The 19,270-nt window shown below is 34.4% G+C and carries 19 protein-coding genes and 1 pseudogene; 14 read left to right on the top strand and 6 right to left on the bottom strand.

All coding sequences use genetic code 11. The features are described 5' to 3' along the window. From LPC09_RS20455 to LPC09_RS20445, 3 genes are read left to right on the top strand one after another with little or no spacing between them, the layout of a single operon-like run. Entirely contained in the window at positions 1–1,080 is a 1,080-nt protein-coding gene (locus LPC09_RS20455; protein WP_098799054.1) for a tyrosine-type recombinase/integrase, read from the top strand. Next, positions 1,077–3,044 carry a tyrosine-type recombinase/integrase gene (locus LPC09_RS20450; protein WP_098799055.1) on the top strand — a complete coding sequence of 656 codons (1,968 nt, stop codon included), beginning with the start codon at positions 1,077–1,079 and terminating at the stop codon, positions 3,042–3,044. The genes LPC09_RS20455 and LPC09_RS20450 overlap by 4 nt, the downstream gene beginning before the upstream one ends. Positions 3,045–3,065: 21 nt before the next feature. Continuing rightward, a complete protein-coding gene (locus LPC09_RS20445; RefSeq protein WP_098799056.1) occupies positions 3,066–3,452 on the top strand; it encodes a DUF6262 family protein in 387 nt (128 codons plus the stop codon). Positions 3,453–3,513: 61 nt separating this feature from the next. Here the strand turns inward: LPC09_RS20445 and LPC09_RS20440 are convergent, their stop codons facing one another. Continuing rightward, entirely contained in the window at positions 3,514–4,260 is a 747-nt protein-coding gene (locus tag LPC09_RS20440) for a histidine kinase dimerization/phospho-acceptor domain-containing protein (protein ID WP_231308174.1), read from the bottom strand. Positions 4,261–4,413: 153 nt separating this feature from the next. After that, the gene (locus LPC09_RS20435) at positions 4,414–5,583 is read right to left on the bottom strand and encodes a MalY/PatB family protein (protein ID WP_231308173.1); all 1,170 of its coding nucleotides are present in this window, start codon (positions 5,581–5,583) and stop codon (positions 4,414–4,416) included. Positions 5,584–5,772: 189 nt separating this feature from the next. Here LPC09_RS20435 and LPC09_RS20430 point away from each other — a divergent pair, with 189 nt between their 5' ends. After that, complete coding sequence (locus LPC09_RS20430) at positions 5,773–6,033, top strand: DUF1871 family protein (protein ID WP_231308172.1); 261 nt, start codon at positions 5,773–5,775, stop codon at positions 6,031–6,033. Positions 6,034–6,062: 29 nt separating this feature from the next. Here the strand turns inward: LPC09_RS20430 and LPC09_RS20425 are convergent, their stop codons facing one another. Next, positions 6,063–6,899 (bottom strand): alpha/beta fold hydrolase, encoded by an 837-nt coding sequence (locus LPC09_RS20425; protein WP_098795706.1) that lies wholly within the window; start codon positions 6,897–6,899, stop codon positions 6,063–6,065. Between the two features lie 289 nt (positions 6,900–7,188). Between LPC09_RS20425 and LPC09_RS20420 the strand changes: the two genes are divergently transcribed. From LPC09_RS20420 to yugI, 5 genes are all read left to right on the top strand, one after another. Continuing rightward, on the top strand, positions 7,189–7,689 hold the full coding sequence (locus LPC09_RS20420; RefSeq protein WP_098795707.1) for an Lrp/AsnC family transcriptional regulator: 501 nt from the start codon (positions 7,189–7,191) through the stop codon (positions 7,687–7,689). Next, entirely contained in the window at positions 7,686–8,864 is a 1,179-nt protein-coding gene (locus LPC09_RS20415) for an aminotransferase (RefSeq protein WP_231308171.1), read from the top strand. Before LPC09_RS20420 ends, LPC09_RS20415 begins: the two co-directional genes overlap by 4 nt. A 225-nt stretch (positions 8,865–9,089) precedes the next feature. Then, positions 9,090–9,650, top strand: a complete 561-nt coding sequence (locus LPC09_RS20410) for an RNA polymerase sigma factor (RefSeq protein WP_098795709.1) — start codon at positions 9,090–9,092, stop codon at positions 9,648–9,650. Beyond that, the gene (locus LPC09_RS20405; RefSeq protein WP_231308170.1) at positions 9,643–11,301 is read left to right on the top strand and encodes a hypothetical protein; all 1,659 of its coding nucleotides are present in this window, start codon (positions 9,643–9,645) and stop codon (positions 11,299–11,301) included. Before LPC09_RS20410 ends, LPC09_RS20405 begins: the two co-directional genes overlap by 8 nt. A 150-nt stretch (positions 11,302–11,451) precedes the next feature. Then, the gene (yugI, locus tag LPC09_RS20400) at positions 11,452–11,850 is read left to right on the top strand and encodes a S1 domain-containing post-transcriptional regulator GSP13 (protein WP_121663259.1); all 399 of its coding nucleotides are present in this window, start codon (positions 11,452–11,454) and stop codon (positions 11,848–11,850) included. Positions 11,851–11,951: 101 nt separating this feature from the next. Here yugI and LPC09_RS20395 read toward each other — a convergent pair whose 3' ends face one another. Beyond that, positions 11,952–12,182: a DUF378 domain-containing protein gene (locus tag LPC09_RS20395; RefSeq protein ID WP_121663258.1), complete on the bottom strand. Its 231-nt coding sequence runs from the start codon at positions 12,180–12,182 to the stop codon at positions 11,952–11,954. 144 nt (positions 12,183–12,326) lie between these two features. Here LPC09_RS20395 and LPC09_RS20390 point away from each other — a divergent pair, with 144 nt between their 5' ends. From LPC09_RS20390 to LPC09_RS20380, 3 genes are all read left to right on the top strand, one after another. After that, positions 12,327–13,490, top strand: coding sequence for an iron-containing alcohol dehydrogenase (locus tag LPC09_RS20390; protein ID WP_231308169.1), 1,164 nt, complete (start codon positions 12,327–12,329; stop codon positions 13,488–13,490). 176 nt (positions 13,491–13,666) lie between these two features. Further along, positions 13,667–15,019: a glucose-6-phosphate isomerase gene (locus tag LPC09_RS20385; RefSeq protein WP_231308168.1), complete on the top strand. Its 1,353-nt coding sequence runs from the start codon at positions 13,667–13,669 to the stop codon at positions 15,017–15,019. A 195-nt stretch (positions 15,020–15,214) separates the two neighbouring features. Then, on the top strand, positions 15,215–15,619 hold the full coding sequence (locus LPC09_RS20380) for a YugN-like family protein (RefSeq protein WP_098795715.1): 405 nt from the start codon (positions 15,215–15,217) through the stop codon (positions 15,617–15,619). Here LPC09_RS20380 and LPC09_RS20375 read toward each other — a convergent pair. After that, on the bottom strand, positions 15,616–16,611 hold the full coding sequence (locus LPC09_RS20375; RefSeq protein WP_231308167.1) for a potassium channel family protein: 996 nt from the start codon (positions 16,609–16,611) through the stop codon (positions 15,616–15,618). The genes LPC09_RS20380 and LPC09_RS20375 overlap by 4 nt on opposite strands. Before the next feature lie 9 nt (positions 16,612–16,620). Next, positions 16,621–16,866, bottom strand: coding sequence for an atypical membrane-integrating protein (Mistic protein) (locus LPC09_RS20370; protein WP_231308166.1), 246 nt, complete (start codon positions 16,864–16,866; stop codon positions 16,621–16,623). 458 nt (positions 16,867–17,324) lie between these two features. Between LPC09_RS20370 and LPC09_RS20365 the strand changes: the two genes are divergently transcribed. Both LPC09_RS20365 and LPC09_RS20360 read left to right on the top strand, forming a co-directional pair. Then, positions 17,325–18,008: a zinc metallopeptidase gene (locus tag LPC09_RS20365; protein ID WP_231308165.1), complete on the top strand. Its 684-nt coding sequence runs from the start codon at positions 17,325–17,327 to the stop codon at positions 18,006–18,008. 118 nt (positions 18,009–18,126) lie between these two features. Beyond that, a pseudogene (locus LPC09_RS20360) lies at positions 18,127–19,250 on the top strand (diguanylate cyclase); the annotation flags it as partial. Positions 19,251–19,270 lie beyond the last annotated feature (20 nt).

The following is a 19,270-nucleotide window of genomic DNA, read 5'->3' as shown; positions in this document are numbered from 1 at the left end:
ATGAAAGTTCAAGAGTTTCAAATTGATAATAAAAAACGATATGTACTCATTGATGAAAATAACAAACCTGTGGTTCCTGTTGTCAAATACCTTAAGTATCTAGACAACATAGGTAAAGCGGAAAATACGTTAAAAGCATATTGTCGTCATTTGAAGTTATACTTTCAATTTTTAAGCGAAAAAGAAATAGGATACCAAGAGGTTGACTTAAATTTATTATCGGAGTTTATATCTTGGCTAAGAAGTCCTTATCAATCTACTAAAGTAGTTCATCTTGAGAAAACTCAAGCAAAGAGATCAGAACGAACAGTGAATACTATATTAACATGTGTCCAAGGTTTCTATGATTATTTGATTAGGATTGAGGATTATGAAAAGGACCTATCCGAAAAAACAAAGAAGCAAGTTACTGGTCAGTACCGATCATTCAAACCCTTTTTACATCATATATCAAAGGGTAAACCATTTGAAAAAAGCATATTGAAAATAAAAGAACCTCGAAGGGGAATTTTAACACTCACAAAAACTCAGGTGCAAACTGTTCACGATGCGTGTAGTAACATTCGCGATGCTTTATTGATTAGGATTTTATATGAGGGTGGTCTTAGAATTGGAGAAGCCTTATCTTTATGGATTGAGGATTTTGATATTGGTTCCACTACCATTCAGGTTCGGAAATCAAAAACTGTAAATGGTGAAGGACGAAAGGTGTATGTATCTGCCGATACTATGAATGTATTTCAAGATTATCTTATTGATCTTCACGATGTAGATACAAATTTTGTTTTTATCAATTTATCAGGACCTAATAAGGGTAAACCGTTAAATTATCGAGCAGCTTTCGATGTGATTGAGCGTATAAGGAAGAAAACTGAGATTGATGTTACTCCACATATGTTAAGACACACCTATGCAACTGAACTTCATGAAAAAGGAGTAGAAGCTTCGATTATTCAGAAGTTGTTAGGTCACGCACAAGTTCAAACTACAATACAAACTTATATGCATTCTTCGGATGAAACAATTCGGAAAGAGTGGCAGAAAGCACAGGATAATATGAAGGGTGATCAATTAAAATGAAATTATATAAATTTACTAATTCGACCAAATCTCCACGATATGAGCAACTAGTACAAGAACTAAATGGATATTGGAAAAATGATCTATGGAATGCCATCGATTGCCCTTTCTACACTAAAGACACTAATTTAGGAAAACAAAGGCTTAAATTCGACGAGACTTTAAGTTCAGGAATAAACCATGAATTGAAATATTATTTCTTTAGACAGTTGACTGATTCGATTTTAAAAATGACAACAATATGGAGCAGTGCTAGTGCAATCAATAAATTACAAACTTTTATTTTAAGGTTTTATCCAAATATTTTTTCTTTTATAGAAATTCCTCATGAGAAGTTTTCAATTCACTATAAGACTTATCTTTTAGAACTTGGTATAAGCAATTTAACTATTAAAGGATACCTCCAATTATATAATCGGATTAGTTCTTTTTACTTTGAATGGTATGACGAACGTATCGAAACAGAAAAAGATATTTGGGATGTTAGAAAACTAGGTATTGACTACAACAATAGTAAATGTGGTTATACCTTAAATTTCACTTTTATACCAAGCCCTTATCGAGCTTTGGTAAAAAGATATTTCGAAAAACGTGTCCTAATGCAAGAAAGTTTAAGCTGGGGTACTGCCATACAAAACATAGCAAAACTTCAAGAGTTCTTTAAATATATTTACTGCAAGTACCCAGATTGGAAAGGCTTAACCTCTTTAAGTAGAAGTGATATAGAAGGATTTATATATTATTTAAGAACTTCTCCTATGGGAGGGAATAGTGTTCATAAAGGACAAGCCCCTTCGGATAACCACGTTCATCGGTCATTATCTGTAATAGAATTGTTTATTTTATATATTCAAAGATATGAATGGGCTGAAGCCCCAATTAAATCTGCAGGAAATTTAATCGTTCCTGAAGACAAACCTAAACTACCACCTAAAGCTTCTAATGAAATAAAATATATATCTGATTTCGTTTGGAATCAAATCCTGAACCATATAGGAAAACTACCAAAAGAAATTATCCCGATTGTGATTTTATTAGAGGCAACAGGATTTAGAATTTCAGATGTGTGTACTTTGAAAATAGATTGTTTGATTCAAAGAGAAGATGGTTGGTGGATTATTGGAGACCAACGTAAAGTTAAAAATAAAGACCATAGAGTGCCAATTTCGGAAGAAATAGCAATGGTTGTGATTTCTCAACAAAAATTGACTAGAGAAAAAACAACCATTGAAACAAACCCCTTTAATTATTTGTTTCCTACCTATTATGGGCCGAGAAAAGGTCAGCCTATTTCAAGGGACAATGTAGTAAACAATTTAAACAAACTAGCTATGGAAAATAAAATAATCGACGAAAAGAGAGATACCTATCGATTTAAAGCACATGCGTTTAGACACCGTTATGGAGTCAATCTTATCAATAACGGTATGACCATTTTGCATGTACAAAAACTTATGGCTCATGCGAGCCCTGAAATGACATTGGTATATGCCAAGATTCATGATAAAACTCTTCGAAAAGAATGGGAAAAAGCCACAAGCAGTGGAGCTATAAGATTAAATCAAGGCGGTAAAATAATCGCCACTAGTATAGAGCAACAAGCAGACGAAAACGGATTAGAGTTGGAATGGATACGTCACAACTTAGATTCTATTCGATTAGATCATGGTTTTTGTATTAAAAGCCCTAAGAACAATTGTGATTTTTTAGAACAAACTTTAGAACCACCATGCATTAAAAATAACTGCCGAAGTTTTCATGTAGACCAAACATTTTTGAATTTCTACAACGAACAAATTACTAAAATGGAATCTGATATACAGATATATCAGAAATCTGGAAGAATTCGTTCAATCGAGATAATTCAACCTAAACTAAAAAAGTATAAAGAAATTAGAGACGGAATCATTAAAAACGGTGGAATATATGGACAGCAAAAATTAAGAAGAGAATCCAGAAATTAATATAAAGGTGTGTAAAACAAAGTGGCTAATAAGAATCCTAATACTGGTCCCCTATTAAGAAGCATAGAAGATAAAAAGAATATAACATTTCAAAAGGTAGAAAAAACACTTAAAAAAATGATAAAACAACAGAAAAAGATTAACTTCAACTCTGTAGCAGAAGAATCTGGAGTTTCTAAATCATTTCTTTATAAGTACATTGAAATTAGATCTCGTATTGAAACTTTAAGGAAGCAAGAAGAAGGATTAGAATCACCCATGAAAGTTAAACGGGATATGACAGAAAAATCAAAAGATGTCATAATTGCATCACTTCGGAAGAGAAATAAGAATTTGGAGGAAGAAAACAGGAAATTGAAAGAACAACTTAAAGTTGTATGGGCAACAATTTATAAAGAAATCAAGTAAGATGATAGTCTAACTTTAAAGTCATGTATTCAATGAATGAGGTTCGGTAGAACCTCATTTTTTAACAACTTACTGTAGATAAAGGCCAATTTGTTGAATTACCTATTAATTGAACAAAACCTCTGACAACAGTTAACGGATTTCTCACTTCGTGTGCAACACTTGCTGCGAGTTCACTGACAATGGAAAGCTTTTCTGCTTTCATTAACTCCATCCTCATAACAGCATTTGCCCGCATGTACTCAATGAGGTATATACATAGACTAAGTATCAAGGTAAGGGTGAAAATTGTAATGCCTGGGATTACATAATTAGTTAAATCAACATAATGTGGAATTAAAACGCTTACAATTATGATTGTGCAAAGTGAAAAAATTAAAATACTAATTCCATATATCGCAGCATAATTTAATTTCTTTTTAAACGTGTAGGAATACCAATTGCTTCGTAGAGACAGTGAAAGAATAAAATAAACCGTTACACTCCCACAAAAATAAACCCAGCCCAGTTCATAAAGTTGTGAAAAATAAATTGAAGTTGTAAGAAGAGTAAGCAGACCAGGTATGGATCCTCCGTAAACGACGCTAGTAAATAAGGGAATAGGTTGAAGGGTAAAGAAAGCTCCATCAATTAGCTCGATCGGGTAAATCAGACACAAGATAGAAGAAAAAATTGAGCCGCACGTAATTAATAGTTTATTGGGTTTTAAAGAGCTAAGATTGTTTCTACTTAACCATAATAAATGATAGACAAAAATAGGGAGAACAACGAATGTAATTTGCAAGATAATATCTTTTACTAGTTCCATATAAGGTTCACCTTTGATATAAGTAAGTTTCCCTAATTATACCATTAAATTGTGAAAATTATTCTAAAATAAACATAATTTAACTAATTTTTCATAAAAACGAAATAAATGAGCTCTTAAGTTTAAAAGAGCTCATTTGGAAGTTTAGGATAATTATGTTAGGGCTATCTTCAATCTTTTTAAACCATCTAACAAAGTCTCCTTTGGGCAAGCAATGTTCATTCTAAGGAAACCTTCTCCGTTTTCGCCAAACTTTGAACCTATATGTAAAGCTAGTTTACCCTTGTTAAGAAGTAGTTCCTGTAATTCTTTATCTGATTTATTTAAACTTCTTACATCAATCCACACAAGATATGTTGATTCAGGACGCATGATTTTTACCTGAGGAAGATGATTCATTAAATATTCTTCTATTAATAATACATTTTCCTGAAGATATTGAATTAATTCATCAAGCCAGTTGCTCCCATGTTCATAAGCTGCCTGCATCGCATCAGCTCCTAACGTGTTGATACCCATTACCCCAAACAGCTGTTGAACTTCATTGTAACGCCTTTTAAGGGAGTCATTTGGTATTAACAAGATTGATGCTTGTAGGCCAGCTAAATTGAACGTTTTACTAGGTGCAATACAAGTAATGGTTTGATTGGCAATGTCTTTTCGAATAGAAGCAATTGGAGTATATTGATTTCCAAACAGCAGCAGATCGGAATGAATATCGTCTGATATAATAAGAACATTATGCTTTATACAAAGATCCCCAATTTTTGTTAGTTCCTCTTCACTCCAAACACGACCACTTGGATTGTGAGGATTACATAAGATAAAAAGTTTTGTTCTTTCATCCGAAAGTTTTTCTTCCAAATCATTAAAATCAATTTCATAACGGAAGTTTTCATTTAGTAATAATTGATTATAAAGAACCTCGCGTTTATGCTTTTGGGCAATTTCGAAAAACGGGTAGTAGACAGGCGGTTGTACGACAATCTTGTCTTCTGAAGTAGTAAAGGCATGGATAGCCATACTAATAGCTGTGACAATTCCAGGACTGTAAGTGATTGTTTTTGGATCAATCTCCCAGGAATGACGAGACTTCAACCAATTTTTAACGGCTTCTTCCATTTTTGATCCAGGCATTGTATATCCAAATATTCCGTGGTCAACTCGAGTATGTAAGGCATCAATCACTTCCTCAGGTGCTTGAAAATCCATGTCAGCCACCCACATCGGTAGAACATCTTCTACACCAAATATTCTTTTTGTATAATCCCATTTTACTGAATCTGTTTTTTTTCGGTTAATAACTTGATCAAATTGACTCAATTGCTTCACCCCTTATTAAAGATTCTTATAAAACTGTGAGCTATATTTATAATAGGATTCTTTTAACATGAGTAGTACAGTTATGAATCATAAACAAAAATGGATATAGCTTCTTTCTTTCATTATCTACTTCTATCATAAGTGTGTTACAATAACAGTGCAAAAAATAAGATTAATAAAGGTGAAATAATGGAAACACAGCAAACGAATATAAGGTTAATGGAAGTTTTATTACAGTGGGATCCGTTAGGTTATGGAGAAGATAGTTATGAAACGGAAGTAGTTGATGTGCTCCAGGCTGTTCATTTAATAGATGATAAACTAAAGTTAGCAAGAAAAATACAAGCGATTTATGAATTTTCGTTCGAAGAAATCATCCCTCTAACGGAATGTGAATCCATGTCTAAGCAGTTACTTCAAATCAAAAATAATACAAGCTGTGAAATTTAAGCGAAAAACCACTCATATGAGTGGTTTTTCTATTGAGCCTGAATAAGGAAGTTCATAATTTTTTCTGAAACGTGTTCCGGCCTTTCCTCAGGTACTAAGTGGCCAGTTTGTTTAAATGAGAAAAATGTTGAATTAGGTAAGTCGTTTTGTAATCTTTCTCCAATAGAAACAGGTACGACTTTGTCTTCATTTCCCCATATAAGCAAGCTAGGCTGTTCGATCTGCTTTAACTCTTCTGAACTAAGATCACCTTCATGGTCACGAATCATCCGATTTAAAGCACGAAATATTTTGTCATCGAGAAAAGGCTCCATATACCCGTCCATCATTTCCTGATCAATTAATGAGCGATCATGTACCACGTTGTTTAAGTTCTTTAGAATTCCTTGACTTGCTAGCCAATGCTTAATGCATAGATAAAAATATGGAACATAAGAACCAAATTTTAGTGAAGGATGTACACCTTTCATATATCCTGAGCTACATAGTAATACCACTTTCTCAAATAAATCAGGTCTTTGCTTTGCTGCATTCAAAGATACTTGCCCACCCATGGAGTGACCAACAAGGTAAGCTCTTTTTATGTTCAGTCCTTCTGCTAAACGTATTACTACTTTTGCCATGTTTGTATAAGAGTGAACAAATTTAGTTGATTTTTCTGTTTTTCCAAATGGAGGAAGATCAATTGTAACGATTGTAAAATCCTCTTTGAGTAAAGGGATAATTTTTCTGTAGCAAAAACTAGAGGACAAAAACCCATGTACTAAAATCATAACAGGATTGGATGGATGTTGGCGATAAACCTCATAGTGAACGTTTATGCCAAAAATATTCATTGTGCTACAGTAGTAATGGCTTTTATTCATAAGCATTCACTCCATTTTTCCTATATATATTGCCAGATTGTATGATAAAATATGTGTTTGACTTAACACACTAAAATTGCTGCTTGTCATATAGGGGTATAGCTTATAAGGAAACTTTGTTAACCAAATAGGCTGTTAAAGAAGAATTATGTTTTTTTATATTTTTTACCGGGATATAAAAAAACACTCATGTAAAAATCTACCCTTTTTTCTTTTTGTGAAACGTATGAAAAACGAGCAATATGGTGGTATAATTATCTGAAGATTTGAAAAGTAGGAGTGGTGAAAAATGAAGTTTAGTGAAAAGGAAGTAGAGTTATTAGAAATATTGCAAGATGACTGCCGCTTGACTGCAGAACAAATCGCCAAAATGATTGACTTATCAGAAGAAGAAACGAAAAAGATAATTAAAAATCTTGAAGATCAACGTATTATTGTTGATTATACAGCACAGGTGAATTGGCGTAAGGTTGATGGGCACGAAGGTGTAAAAGCAATGATCGATGTGAAAGTTCAGCCAAAAAGAGGAGTAGGCTTTGATGATATTGCAAGTCGAATTTATCGTTTTAATGAAGTAAAGTCTGTTTACTTAATGTCAGGTGCTTACGATCTTTCAGTTATAATAGAAGGAAAATCGATGTCTGCTATTGCTCAATTTGTTTCTGAAAAGCTTTCAACTTTAGACTCTGTTTTGTCTACAACAACTCATTTTATCTTAAAGAAATATAAACATGATGGTACTATATTTGAACAAGATGATGAGGATAAGAGAATTGTGGTATCACCATGATTGAACCAACGCATTACCTTTCAAGTACAGTCAAAGGCTTAAAACCATCAGGAATACGCAAGTTCTTTGACCTGGCAGCAAGTATGGAAGGTGTAATTTCATTAGGTGTTGGTGAACCTGATTTTGTTACACCTTGGAATGTAAGAGAAGCAAGTATCCTTTCCTTAGAACAAGGGTATACCTCCTACACAGCAAATGCGGGCCTTCTTGAATTAAGAAAAGAAATAAGTTATTACCTTCAAGAAAAAACAAATGTAAGCTATAGTCCATCAGAGGAATTGTTAGTAACAGTTGGGGCAAGCCAAGCTCTTGATCTTGCACTTAGAGCTATTGTGAACCCTGGTGATGAGGTTATTGTCATTGAGCCTAGCTTCGTATCTTATTCATCACTAATTTCTCTTGCAGGTGGGGTACCAGTATCTGTTCAAACGAGCGGTGAAATGGAGTTCAAGCTTCAGCCTTCAGATTTAGAAAAGGCAATCACAGATAAAACGAAAGCTGTTATTTTGTGCTCACCAAATAATCCAACTGGAACACTTCTTAATAAAGAAGACTTAGAAAAAATAGCTACAATTATTGAAAAGTATGATTTATTGGTTATTTCAGATGAAATCTACGCGGAGCTTACATATGATGATGTGTATACAAGCTTTGTATCGATTGATGGAATGGTAGAACGGACAATCCTTGTTTCAGGGTTTTCGAAAGGATTTGCCATGACAGGCTGGCGTTTAGGGTATGTAGCTGCACAGCCTGAATTTTTAAGCGCAATGCTAAAAATTCATCAATACACAATGATGTGTGCACCTTCTATGGCTCAATACGCTGCAATCGAAGCAATTAAGAATGGCAAAGAAGATGTTTTGCATATGAAAAAAAGCTACAGGCAACGGCGAAACCTTTTTGTTAACGCATTAACAGAAATGGGGCTGACTTGTCATGTACCAGGTGGTGCGTTTTACGCATTTCCTTCTATAAAGGAAACAAATCTTTCGTCAGAAGAATTTGCAGAAAAGCTTCTCATGGAAGAAAGAGTGGCTGTTGTTCCGGGTAGCGTGTTTGGTGAAAGCGGCGAAGGGTATATCCGATGCTCCTATGCTTCTTCATTAGAACAGCTTCAAGAATCATTAAGAAGAATGCAGCGTTTTGTTCAAAAACAAAAAGCTGGCGTATAAGTATAAATCTCAACTAAAAAAAGCTGACCAGTTGATCAGCTCATATAGAAACTAAAGGGGGAATACTAGAAAGCCTTATGCTTGTATTATTCCCTCTTTTTTATGTGGCTTAAACCTAAAAATCAAATTTTTCCTCTCTTTTTAAATCCTCATTAAAATCAATTTCCAAATGAAACAATGTCGAACATGATGGCGTTAAATAAAATGAAAGAGGAGGGCAGAGACATGACCGAAGAAGAATTAATAAAAAAGGCCAAACAGGGAAATATGTCAGCTTTTCAACAGCTAGTTGAACTACATTACCCTGTTGTGGAGAAGTTTGCTTATCAATTAGGGAACAGACAAGAAGAGATTGAAGATATTACACAGGAAGTATTTATTCGTGTGTATCGATTTATAGATCAGTTTACTAAGGCAAAATTTTCTACTTGGTTATATAAAATAACACTTAATGTAACGAGGGACTTTGCTAGAAAACGTCAATCTAATCTACGGAAGGTTTTTAAAATACAACAAGACTTTCGACAGGAGTATTACCCTGAAACAGAAGCTGAGGTTTTACGTAATGAGGAAGATCGGGTTCTTCATTTAGCGATACAAAAGCTAGATGAGAAATATCGGATACCAATCGTTCTTTTTTATTTTCATGAAAAGAAGTATGAGGAAATTGCAGAAATCATGTCTATTTCATTATCTACGGTTAAAACACGAATATTACGCGGGAAAACAATGTTGAAAAAAGTCATTGAAGAACTTGATAAGAAAGAAGGTGACATACATGGATGATAAATTATTTGAAGAACGAATGAGAAACTTAAAGCAATCATACGAACAAGTGCCTTCAGTTTCCTCTGTAGATAAAATAGTGAACAAGGTAAAAACATCGGAAAAACCGAATAAAAAGCGCATGAGACTTCAACTACCGTATGTTGCCTCCTTTATCGGTGTACTTTTAATTGGAGGAATCCTTGGTGCGCAACTTCTGAAGCAACCGGATAACACGGGGTCAGAACATCCACCAGATGAACAAATAAATCAACAACCCGTAACAACTTCAGACATTGAGGCTGCAACAAATGAGATTAGGGGCTACTACGAAAGAAAAGTAGATGAGTTAAATGATTCTCTACAATCCAAAGATGTGGAACAATATCAGTTTGTCCAGGAAGCTAAAAGTGCAGTTGCAGCCTTTGAACAAAGAAAGAGTTATAAATCGCAAACAGAGTTAAAAAACTATAGAAATAATGTTAAAACAATTATTGAATATCGTGTATCAATGCCTTATACAGAATTTACTATGTTAAAAAATCAAAGTGATATAAGTGATGAACAAATTCTTCATTATATTGAAAAACTAGAGCTATTAAAAGAACGCTATATAGATAGGTGGGAAACGCACTTTAAGGAACAGAGTGTAGATGTTTCTAACGTTAAAGATTATGTTCAACAACTTAATAGTGGAAGTGTAAAAAATGGAACAGAAGAATATAGTAACTTAGTGGATGAAATAAAGGGGAATGGTTACATTTTTGTTGATGATGGTGAAGGAATGATCTCTTTTACCGTTGATTATGACAAAATTTCCGAGACTTTTTCACAGAAATTATCAGAAGAACTAAAACTATTTCTGGATATTCAGAAAAACAAAAGATTTAAGGTAGACGCTGAATTAGTCATCAGTCGTGATGAACTTGAAACTAGACTGATTCTGCTAGAGAAAACCATAATCCAACACCCTAATTTTTCTAATATAAATGATTTGAAAATATTGTTTCAAGATCTAATGAAAAACTATTTGACAGGAACAGAAAATTCTCAGATTACAACTAATGAGGCAAGAGTTAAAGAGGAGATCATATCAGGTTTTGAGAAGTTTATTTCTGAAAACAATAATACAATGTCTTCACAAATAGTTGATGCTTTTTTAAGTGAACTTAAGGACAGTGATTTTCATCTAACGGAAGAGCTTGAGAATCAAGTAGAGTCTCTCATCCCTTTGAAATTGAAAATTACTCCAAATGGATTAAGCGTGAACCTGTTGCCTCTAACAGATCAAATGGTAGCAACATATGAGGAATACAAAAGAACTAATAACGATAAAGTGTTTGATGGACCGTTTGCGGGAACAAATACAATTGATTTAGTTGTGGCAAGAATCTATATGTATGCAGTGATAACTGGAGATTATGATATGGCTTATAACCTCTTATATAAAGGAGAAGGCACAAACATACCTGATAAAAGTCAATTTATTTCCGAGATAAGTTCTACTGACTTCCAGACTTTATCAAACGAAGTTACGATGGTTGAATTTCAGTATCAAGAAAACGGAGAGGTTATCAATCATATTTATATAAAAGGGGATGGAGAAACGGTTTCACTTGAGCTTCGTCTAGAAAATGGATCCCCAAAAATTGTGTATAAGCCAATGCCTTAAAGCAACGAATTCATCGTTGCTTTTTCTTTTTTGGGTATACTAAAAAATGAGATCAAAAATATTTATTTTTGTCAAAGACGCAAAGATATGATATAATTTTTAATTGCGTATAATGGGACATATAATTATAAGAAAAATAGGAGTGTTATTATGACAGCGAAGTACGAAATAGGAAGTGTTCATACAGGAAAAGTAACAGGTATTCAGCCATATGGTGCATTTGTTGCACTAGATGAAGAAACACAAGGACTTGTTCACATCTCAGAAATTACACATGGTTTTGTTAAAGATGTTAATGAGCACTTAAACGTTAATGATGAAGTTCAAGTAAAAGTTCTTTCTATTGACGAAAAATCTGGGAAAATCAGCTTATCAATCCGTGCTACTCAAGAAGCACCTGCTGAAGAAAAGCAAGAAGCTCCAAAAAGACCTAAAAAACGTCAAGCAACTGTAAAAGCTGAAACAGAAACTCCACAAGGTTTCAACACATTAAAAGACAAGCTTGAAGAGTGGATTGAGCAATCAAAACGTGAAGAAATTAAAAAATAATGAACGAAGAAAAGATGAACACAGGGTGTTCGTCTTTTTTTATTCCCTTTAATCAAAAATAAAAAAAGAGCTAACCGAAGTTAACTCTTTTTTCTTCACTCTTATCGAGCTTCTGGGCGAGGTTCTCTTGCTACTTCCTCAGAAGGTTTGAATAACAGACCAAGATTGATTAAACCAGCAATACCAACTAAACCGTAAATGATTCGTGATAATGCTGAATCCTGGCCGCCGAAGATAGCTGCTACTAGATCAAATTGGAAAAAACCAATTAGTCCCCAGTTAATTGCTCCTATTATCGTAAGTACAAGTGCTATACGTTGAATTGCGCTCATTTTATTTTACAACCTCCTTAGTTGTTAACTACACTTATATCTTGCGAAAAAACAAAAAAACTATTCAAAGAAAATTTTAATAAAAGCACATTTCTTTACAATAAAATCAGGAAATTACATAATCTAAATATGGAGGCGATATAAATGGATAATTTTACATACTATAATCCCACTAAATTAATCTTTGGTAAGGGACAGGTAGAACAACTTGAAAATGAAGTTCCAAAGTACGGAAAAAAGGTTCTTGTTGTATATGGTGGAGGAAGTATTAAGCGCAATGGTCTCTATGATAAAGTTGTTCAAATTTTAGAAAAAAACAACCTTGAGATCTTTGAATTGTCTGGAGTAGAACCAAACCCTAGGTTATCAACGGTTCACCGTGGCGTTGAAATATGTAAAAAAGAAAACATTGATTTTATATTAGCTGTAGGTGGAGGAAGTGTAATAGACTGTACTAAGGCTATTTCTGTAGGGGCGAAATATGATGGAGATGCTTGGGATATTGTGACAAAGAAACATATTCCTACTGAAGCAGTGCCATTTGGTACAGTATTAACATTAGCTGCAACAGGTTCTGAGATGAACTCTGGTTCTGTTATTACGAATTGGGAAACAAAAGAAAAATATGGTTGGGGAAGTCCTTTAACATTCCCTAAATTTTCAATATTGGATCCAGTAAATACGTTCACTGTACCAAAAGATCAAACGATATATGGTATTGTTGATATGATGTCACATGTTTTCGAACAATACTTTCATCATACAACAAATACACCGTTACAAGATCGTTTCTGTGAGGCTACATTAAAAACGGTTATTGAAACAGCTCCTAAGCTAATAAATGACTTAGAAAATTACGAGCTTCGTGAAACCTTTCTTTACTCTGGTACGATTGCGTTAAATGGACAACTGCAAATGGGGTATCGAGGAGATTGGGCAAGTCATAATATTGAACATGCTGTTTCTGCTGTATACGATATTCCACATGCTGGTGGATTAGCCATTCTATTCCCGAACTGGATGAAGCATAACTTAGATCAAAATGTATCACGTTTTGTACAACTGGCTGTTAATGTTTTTGATGTTGATCCTACTGGTAAAGACGACCGATCTGTAGCTCTTGAAGGAATTGATAAACTTCGTGAGTTTTGGAGCAGCATTGGAGCACCATATCGTTTGAAGGATTATGATATTAATGATGAAAACATTGATTTGATGGCTGATAAAGCAATGATTAATGGTGAATTCGGTAATTTTAAATCTTTAAATAAAGACGATGTGGTTGCGATCTTAACAGCATCTTTATAAAATGCAAACAAGTAAGCACGGGGTTATACCCGTGTTTACTTGTTTTGTAAATGAATTGTCAGAAAAGATTGGAAATGTTAGCGATTACATAAAGATCTATACTTGATTTACACATGTAGTTTAGATAAAGTTGTTAATAGCTATAAACAAAAAGCAAACATTGGAGGAAAAATGTTATGACGCATGTAAGCTTTGATTATTCTAGTGCCTTAACTTTTTTTAACGAACATGAACTTACATATTTAAGGGATTTTGTGAAAGTTGCTCATCATTCAATTCATGAGCAAACAGGAGCTGGAAGTGACTACTTAGGTTGGGTAGATCTTCCTAACAATTATGATAAAGAAGAATTTGCTCGTATTCAAAAAAGTGCTGAAAAAATTAAGAACGACTCAGAAGTTCTTCTTGTCATTGGAATTGGTGGTTCTTATTTAGGAGCACGTGCTGCCATTGAAATGCTTAATCATTCTTTTTATAATTCTTTATCAAAAGAACAAAGACAAGCTCCACAAGTTATTTTTGTAGGAAATAACATCAGCTCTACATACATGAAGGATCTTCATGATTTACTTGAAGGAAAAGATTTCTCGATTAATGTTATTTCTAAATCTGGTACAACTACTGAACCCGCACTAGCATTCCGTATTTTTAGAAAGCTTCTTGAAGAAAAGTATGGGAAATCTGAAGCGAAGCAACGTATTTATGCAACAACTGATAAAGCGCGTGGTGCTTTGAAAACACTTGCAACTGAAGAAGGGTACGAGTCATTCATCATTCCAGATGATGTTGGTGGACGTTATTCAATCTTAACGGCTGTTGGGTTATTACCAATCGCTGTAACAGGTGTAGATATTGAAGCTATGATGAAGGGTGCTCAAGCTGCAAGTGAAGATTTCGGAAAATCTGAGCTTGAGGAAAATCCAGCTTATCAATACGCTGCTGTTCGTAATGTTTTATACAACAAAGGAAAAACGATTGAAATGCTCATTAACTATGAGCCAGGTCTACAGTATTTTGCTGAATGGTGGAAGCAATTATTTGGCGAAAGTGAAGGAAAAGACCAAAAAGGAATTTATCCTTCTTCAGCAAACTTCTCAACTGACTTACACTCTTTAGGGCAATATGTACAAGAAGGACGTCGCGACATTTTTGAAACAGTCATTAATGTTGAGACACCTCGCCATGAATTAACGATTGAAGAAGAAGAAAGTGATTTAGATGGTTTGAATTATCTTGCTGGTAAATCAGTAGACTTTGTTAACAAAAAGGCATTCCAAGGAACGATGTTGGCTCATACTGATGGTGGAGTTCCTAACCTAGTAGTAAGCATTCCAAAAATGGATGAATATACACTTGGATATTTAGTGTATTTCTTTGAAAAGGCTTGTGCTATGAGTGGTTATCTTCTAGGAGTTAATCCATTTGATCAACCGGGGGTTGAAGCATATAAAGTAAACATGTTCGCTTTACTTGGAAAGCCTGGCTTTGAAGAAAAGAAAGCAGAACTTGAAAAACGCTTAGAAAAATAATTTTGAACAAGGGTCGACAATAATGTCGGCCTTTTTTCGTTTTAATGGTCATGATTTTCTTATATTAGGCAAATCTAAGGAAAAGGCAATGTTAAGCCATTTCTTTAGTAGAGCAGGCTTTGTTTTAGAAAGAGGTCACGAAACCTGCAAGAAGAAATGTAGCATTAACAGGTCTAAGACAAAGGAGGATTTGCTATGATTGAAGTTCGTTCAAGGTTAGAAGGACAAACATTTCAATTATATGACCTAGAGCAGGAGCTTAAACCTTTAGGCTATACGATAGGTGGAAATTGGGATTATGATCATGGCTACTTTGATTATAAAATTGATTCTGAAGTAGGTTATCAATTCTTGAGGGTTCCATTTACATCTGTGGATGGACAGCTTGATTCTAGAAATACAACAATTGAATTGGGTACACCCTTTCTTTTATCTCATAAATATCAAATTGGATTAGATGACCATGTGCATATTGGGAATTTTAGTGCATCTTTTGATCAATTCCAGGAGCCGCAAGATAAAGATGCAACCTTCCCTGAAGAATATATTGATTTAGGGAAGGCGCTTGTTAAGGAATTAGAGGCTGTATTGCTTGACTAGTGAGTAAACACTATTAGTGAATCATGATCTTGTATTTCAAAGGAGAGGGGCGGATTTACTTTCGTGTCCTCTCCTCTTTTTATGCCAATTAAAATAGATTCTTTTTCGAGGAGTTGGTGACTTGCGTCTTTGAAGGTTTTGCCAATCAGCTCTTTATTTACCGGAAGAACTTGAAATAAATTACCGCTCGCAGGGTTAAGCTCAGAATAAAATGATGACAAACCGTTTTTCGCTAAGTAACTACTCATAATAAAGTGACTTGTTAATTTATAAGACTTAATAATTTCATTTGCTCCGGCTCTGCTAGCATTATTTGCTTGCTGTTCTGTTAGCAATTCAATCACACAGTATAAATTTGGATTTAGTCCTTTTAGGGATAGCAGGACAAGAATAGAGTTCATATCAGCATCTTGTTCATTTTTGTGCTGATCAGCAGTGATGATAGCTGCATCAGCTTCTTGGATATTCGCTTTAAGTAAAGTTTGTTCATTGGCAGCATTTCCACGGATAAAATGAACATTTTCAATTAATGGCGATTCTTTTAATGAGTCATCTATTAAGACAATTTGTTTATATGGCTTAACGGTTTTTAATGAGTCAATCATTTCATTTGCTTTTTCATTCCACCCAATTAAAATCACATGATTTTTACCCGAAAACGTCACATTTCCTTCAAGGTAGGAGTGCTGTCTTTTAATCGCAGCTGAAGAAACGCTAGCAAAATAAGCGGTTACAAAACTAGCTCCAGCTAAAATCATTAACATAGCGATGCCTCTTCCAAGGTACGTTTGTGGGACATAATCGCCAAATCCAACAGTGGAGACAGTTACAACAGCCCACCAAATTCCATCAAATGTTGTTGGAAACTCGTTTGGCTCGATAAGAGTAATGATTTCACCAAACACTAAAATGATGAGTAGAACGATAAGGGTAATACGAAAATGAATTGGCCAACGCAACCATTGTGTGATGGTTTTATTTGATTTTGCCATGTTGTGAACTCATCCTTTCTTATTTGGTATAAAAGATAAAACTTCTTTAATAATTGTATTAATTTTGGCTGTTACCTCGTCTTTTCCATATGTTTCAATGGCCTTTTCAATCGTCTCAATTGTATCCTCTGAGAATTCAATAAGTGCCTTATCTTCTTCAGAATCATTATAAAAACCAATAAAGGAGTCTAACCCTTCATTCATTTTATCGATTGCTTCACTAAGTAATTTCTTTTCTTCTTCATTTACTTTCAACAGTTTCACTTCCTAACTTTTAGCATTTGAAGCTTTAAATTATTCTAAAAAAAGAATGTATTCTAAAATTAGTTCTACACAAAAACTCTTATCTTGCTTGGTCTTATAAATCTGTTCGTTTTAACGAGGTCGTTCCATTGCGCTCCAGACACTTGCTTTCCGCGGGGAGGGAGCCAAGCCTCCTCGGCTTTGCCTGCGGGGTCTCGGCCTTTCCTCTACCTCCCGCAGGAGTCAAGTGTCTTCCGCTCCATTGCACTATGTTTTTAAAATCAACGAGCAGCCTTCAAAAAGACAGTTGGAGTGACAGCGATTTATTTAAGCATATTTTAGTATGTACACCTTCTGTTTATAGTTTGCGGATTAAGCAAAAGAAACCATATGAAATTTTGTATGGTAGAAATCAATGTTTTGATTAAACTAACCATAATCAAGTATCTGTTGTAGGGAGGATATCAACAATGTTTTTCCATCCATTGGATTTTTTAATCATTATTGCTTTTGGTCTTTCATTATGGGCGCAGTTTCGAGTTAAGGGGAATTTTGAAAAGTATGCTAAAGTGTCGGCATCTTCTCATATGACTGGGGCTGAGATTGCAAGGCAGTTACTTGACCGAAACGGGTTATCAGACGTACCTGTTGAACATGTGAGGGGTTCTTTAACGGATCATTATGATCCCTTAAAAAAAGCTGTTAGATTATCGGATTCAGTCTATGGAAGTCAATCAATTGCAGCGATTTCTGTTGCAGCACACGAGGTTGGTCATGCTATTCAACATCGTGAAGCATACGGTGCACTCGTTTTACGACATAAAATGTTTCCAATTGTGAACTTTACTTCAGGTATTGCGCCATTTTTGTTATTTGGTGGCTTTTTATTAGGAAGTTTAAATTTAATTGGCTTAGGGATCATCTTTTTCTCAGCAGTTGTAGCCTTTCAGCTTATTACGTTGCCAGTAGAATTTAATGCAAGCTCAAGAGCAAAAAGATTAATGCTTTCTGAAGGAATGATTGTTAATAATGAGGAAAGAGGGGTAAGTAAAGTATTAAGTGCTGCTGCTTTAACTTATGTGGCCGCTGCCTTGCTTTCCTTGCTGCAATTAGTAAAGTTTATTGCGATCTTTTCGCAGGGGAACAGAGAATAAGTGTTTCGAAAGTCGAATCTTGTCAAAATATAAACTTTTTTCTAGAATTCCCCCCTAAAATATGGTTATATGGATAGAAGAGATAAATGTAAATATTCGTTTTGAGTAGGAGAGGCCAATGAGTAAATATTTGCAAACATTAATTAAAAATGTACGAAAACAGCTTGAAGCTTGGTTAAATGAACAACAAGAAATTCAACATAAAGAACTTTATCGTTTCCTTCACTCCATATCTGGAACTGCTGCAACCATTGGATTTTCTGAAGCAGGAGATATGGCCCAAGAATTGATGAGCCATTTAAAGGAGCATGAAGAACGAGTTTGGGACAAAGAGGAATTGCAATCTTTTTTGCTACCCCTTATTTCCATTATTTATTATGAAGAATATTCCAATGTTGATGAAATTATTGAGAACAAAAAAGAGTATGAAGATAAAAACCTTATTTTGCTCATAGACGATGATACAGCATTATTAATGTACCTTAAGGATGAATTAGAGAAAGAAGGCTGGGTGGTGATTGCTGTTGCTGACCCAGACCGTGCTATTAATTCCTATTATGACTTGAATCCTGACTGTGTTGTTATTGATGTTCATATGAAAGATAAAAATGGACTAGATGTACTGTTGCAAATAAAGGAAAAAATGAAGCAACAGTTTATTCCGACAATTATGATTAGTGTTGATAAATCAAAGGAAATCAGAATGAAAAGCTATAAGCTGGGCGCAGATGATTTCATACAAAAACCTTTGGAAATGGATGAATTTATTGTAAGAATAAACCGCCAACTTGAGCGAAAACAAGCTGTTGACGATGTAATGTTAATCGATGAGCTAACAAGGGTTTATAACAGGAAATTTTTAGCTCAAACTTATGAACGCTTGGTTAGTAATTTAAATAGAAGATATGAGCCATTTTGCTTAGTGCTTGTTGATTTAGATCATTTTAAACAAGTGAATGACACATACGGTCATATCGTAGGTGATGAGGTTTTAGCACATTCGCTGATGTTGTTAGAAGGGGCCTAAGAATTAATGACACCATTATTCGTTATGGTGGTGAGGAATTTATTATCCTTCTGCCTGAAACAGAAGCTAATGAGGCGAAACTTGTTATTGAGCGGATTTTAAAGGAGTTCTCCAACACTGCTTTTCGTTTTGGAGATTCAAAATTCTATAATTCGTTCTCTGCAGGAATTCATGAAGTTCACCCAACTCAGTTAGAGCTAAAAAGAAATATCGATATTGCAGATGGAGCACTTTA

The organism is Metabacillus sp. B2-18, from assembly GCF_021117275.1.
Taxonomy (GTDB): Bacteria; Bacillota; Bacilli; order Bacillales; family Bacillaceae; genus Metabacillus.
Note: the sequence above shows the minus strand (reverse complement) of the source record. Positions and strands in the feature narration are given on the sequence as shown.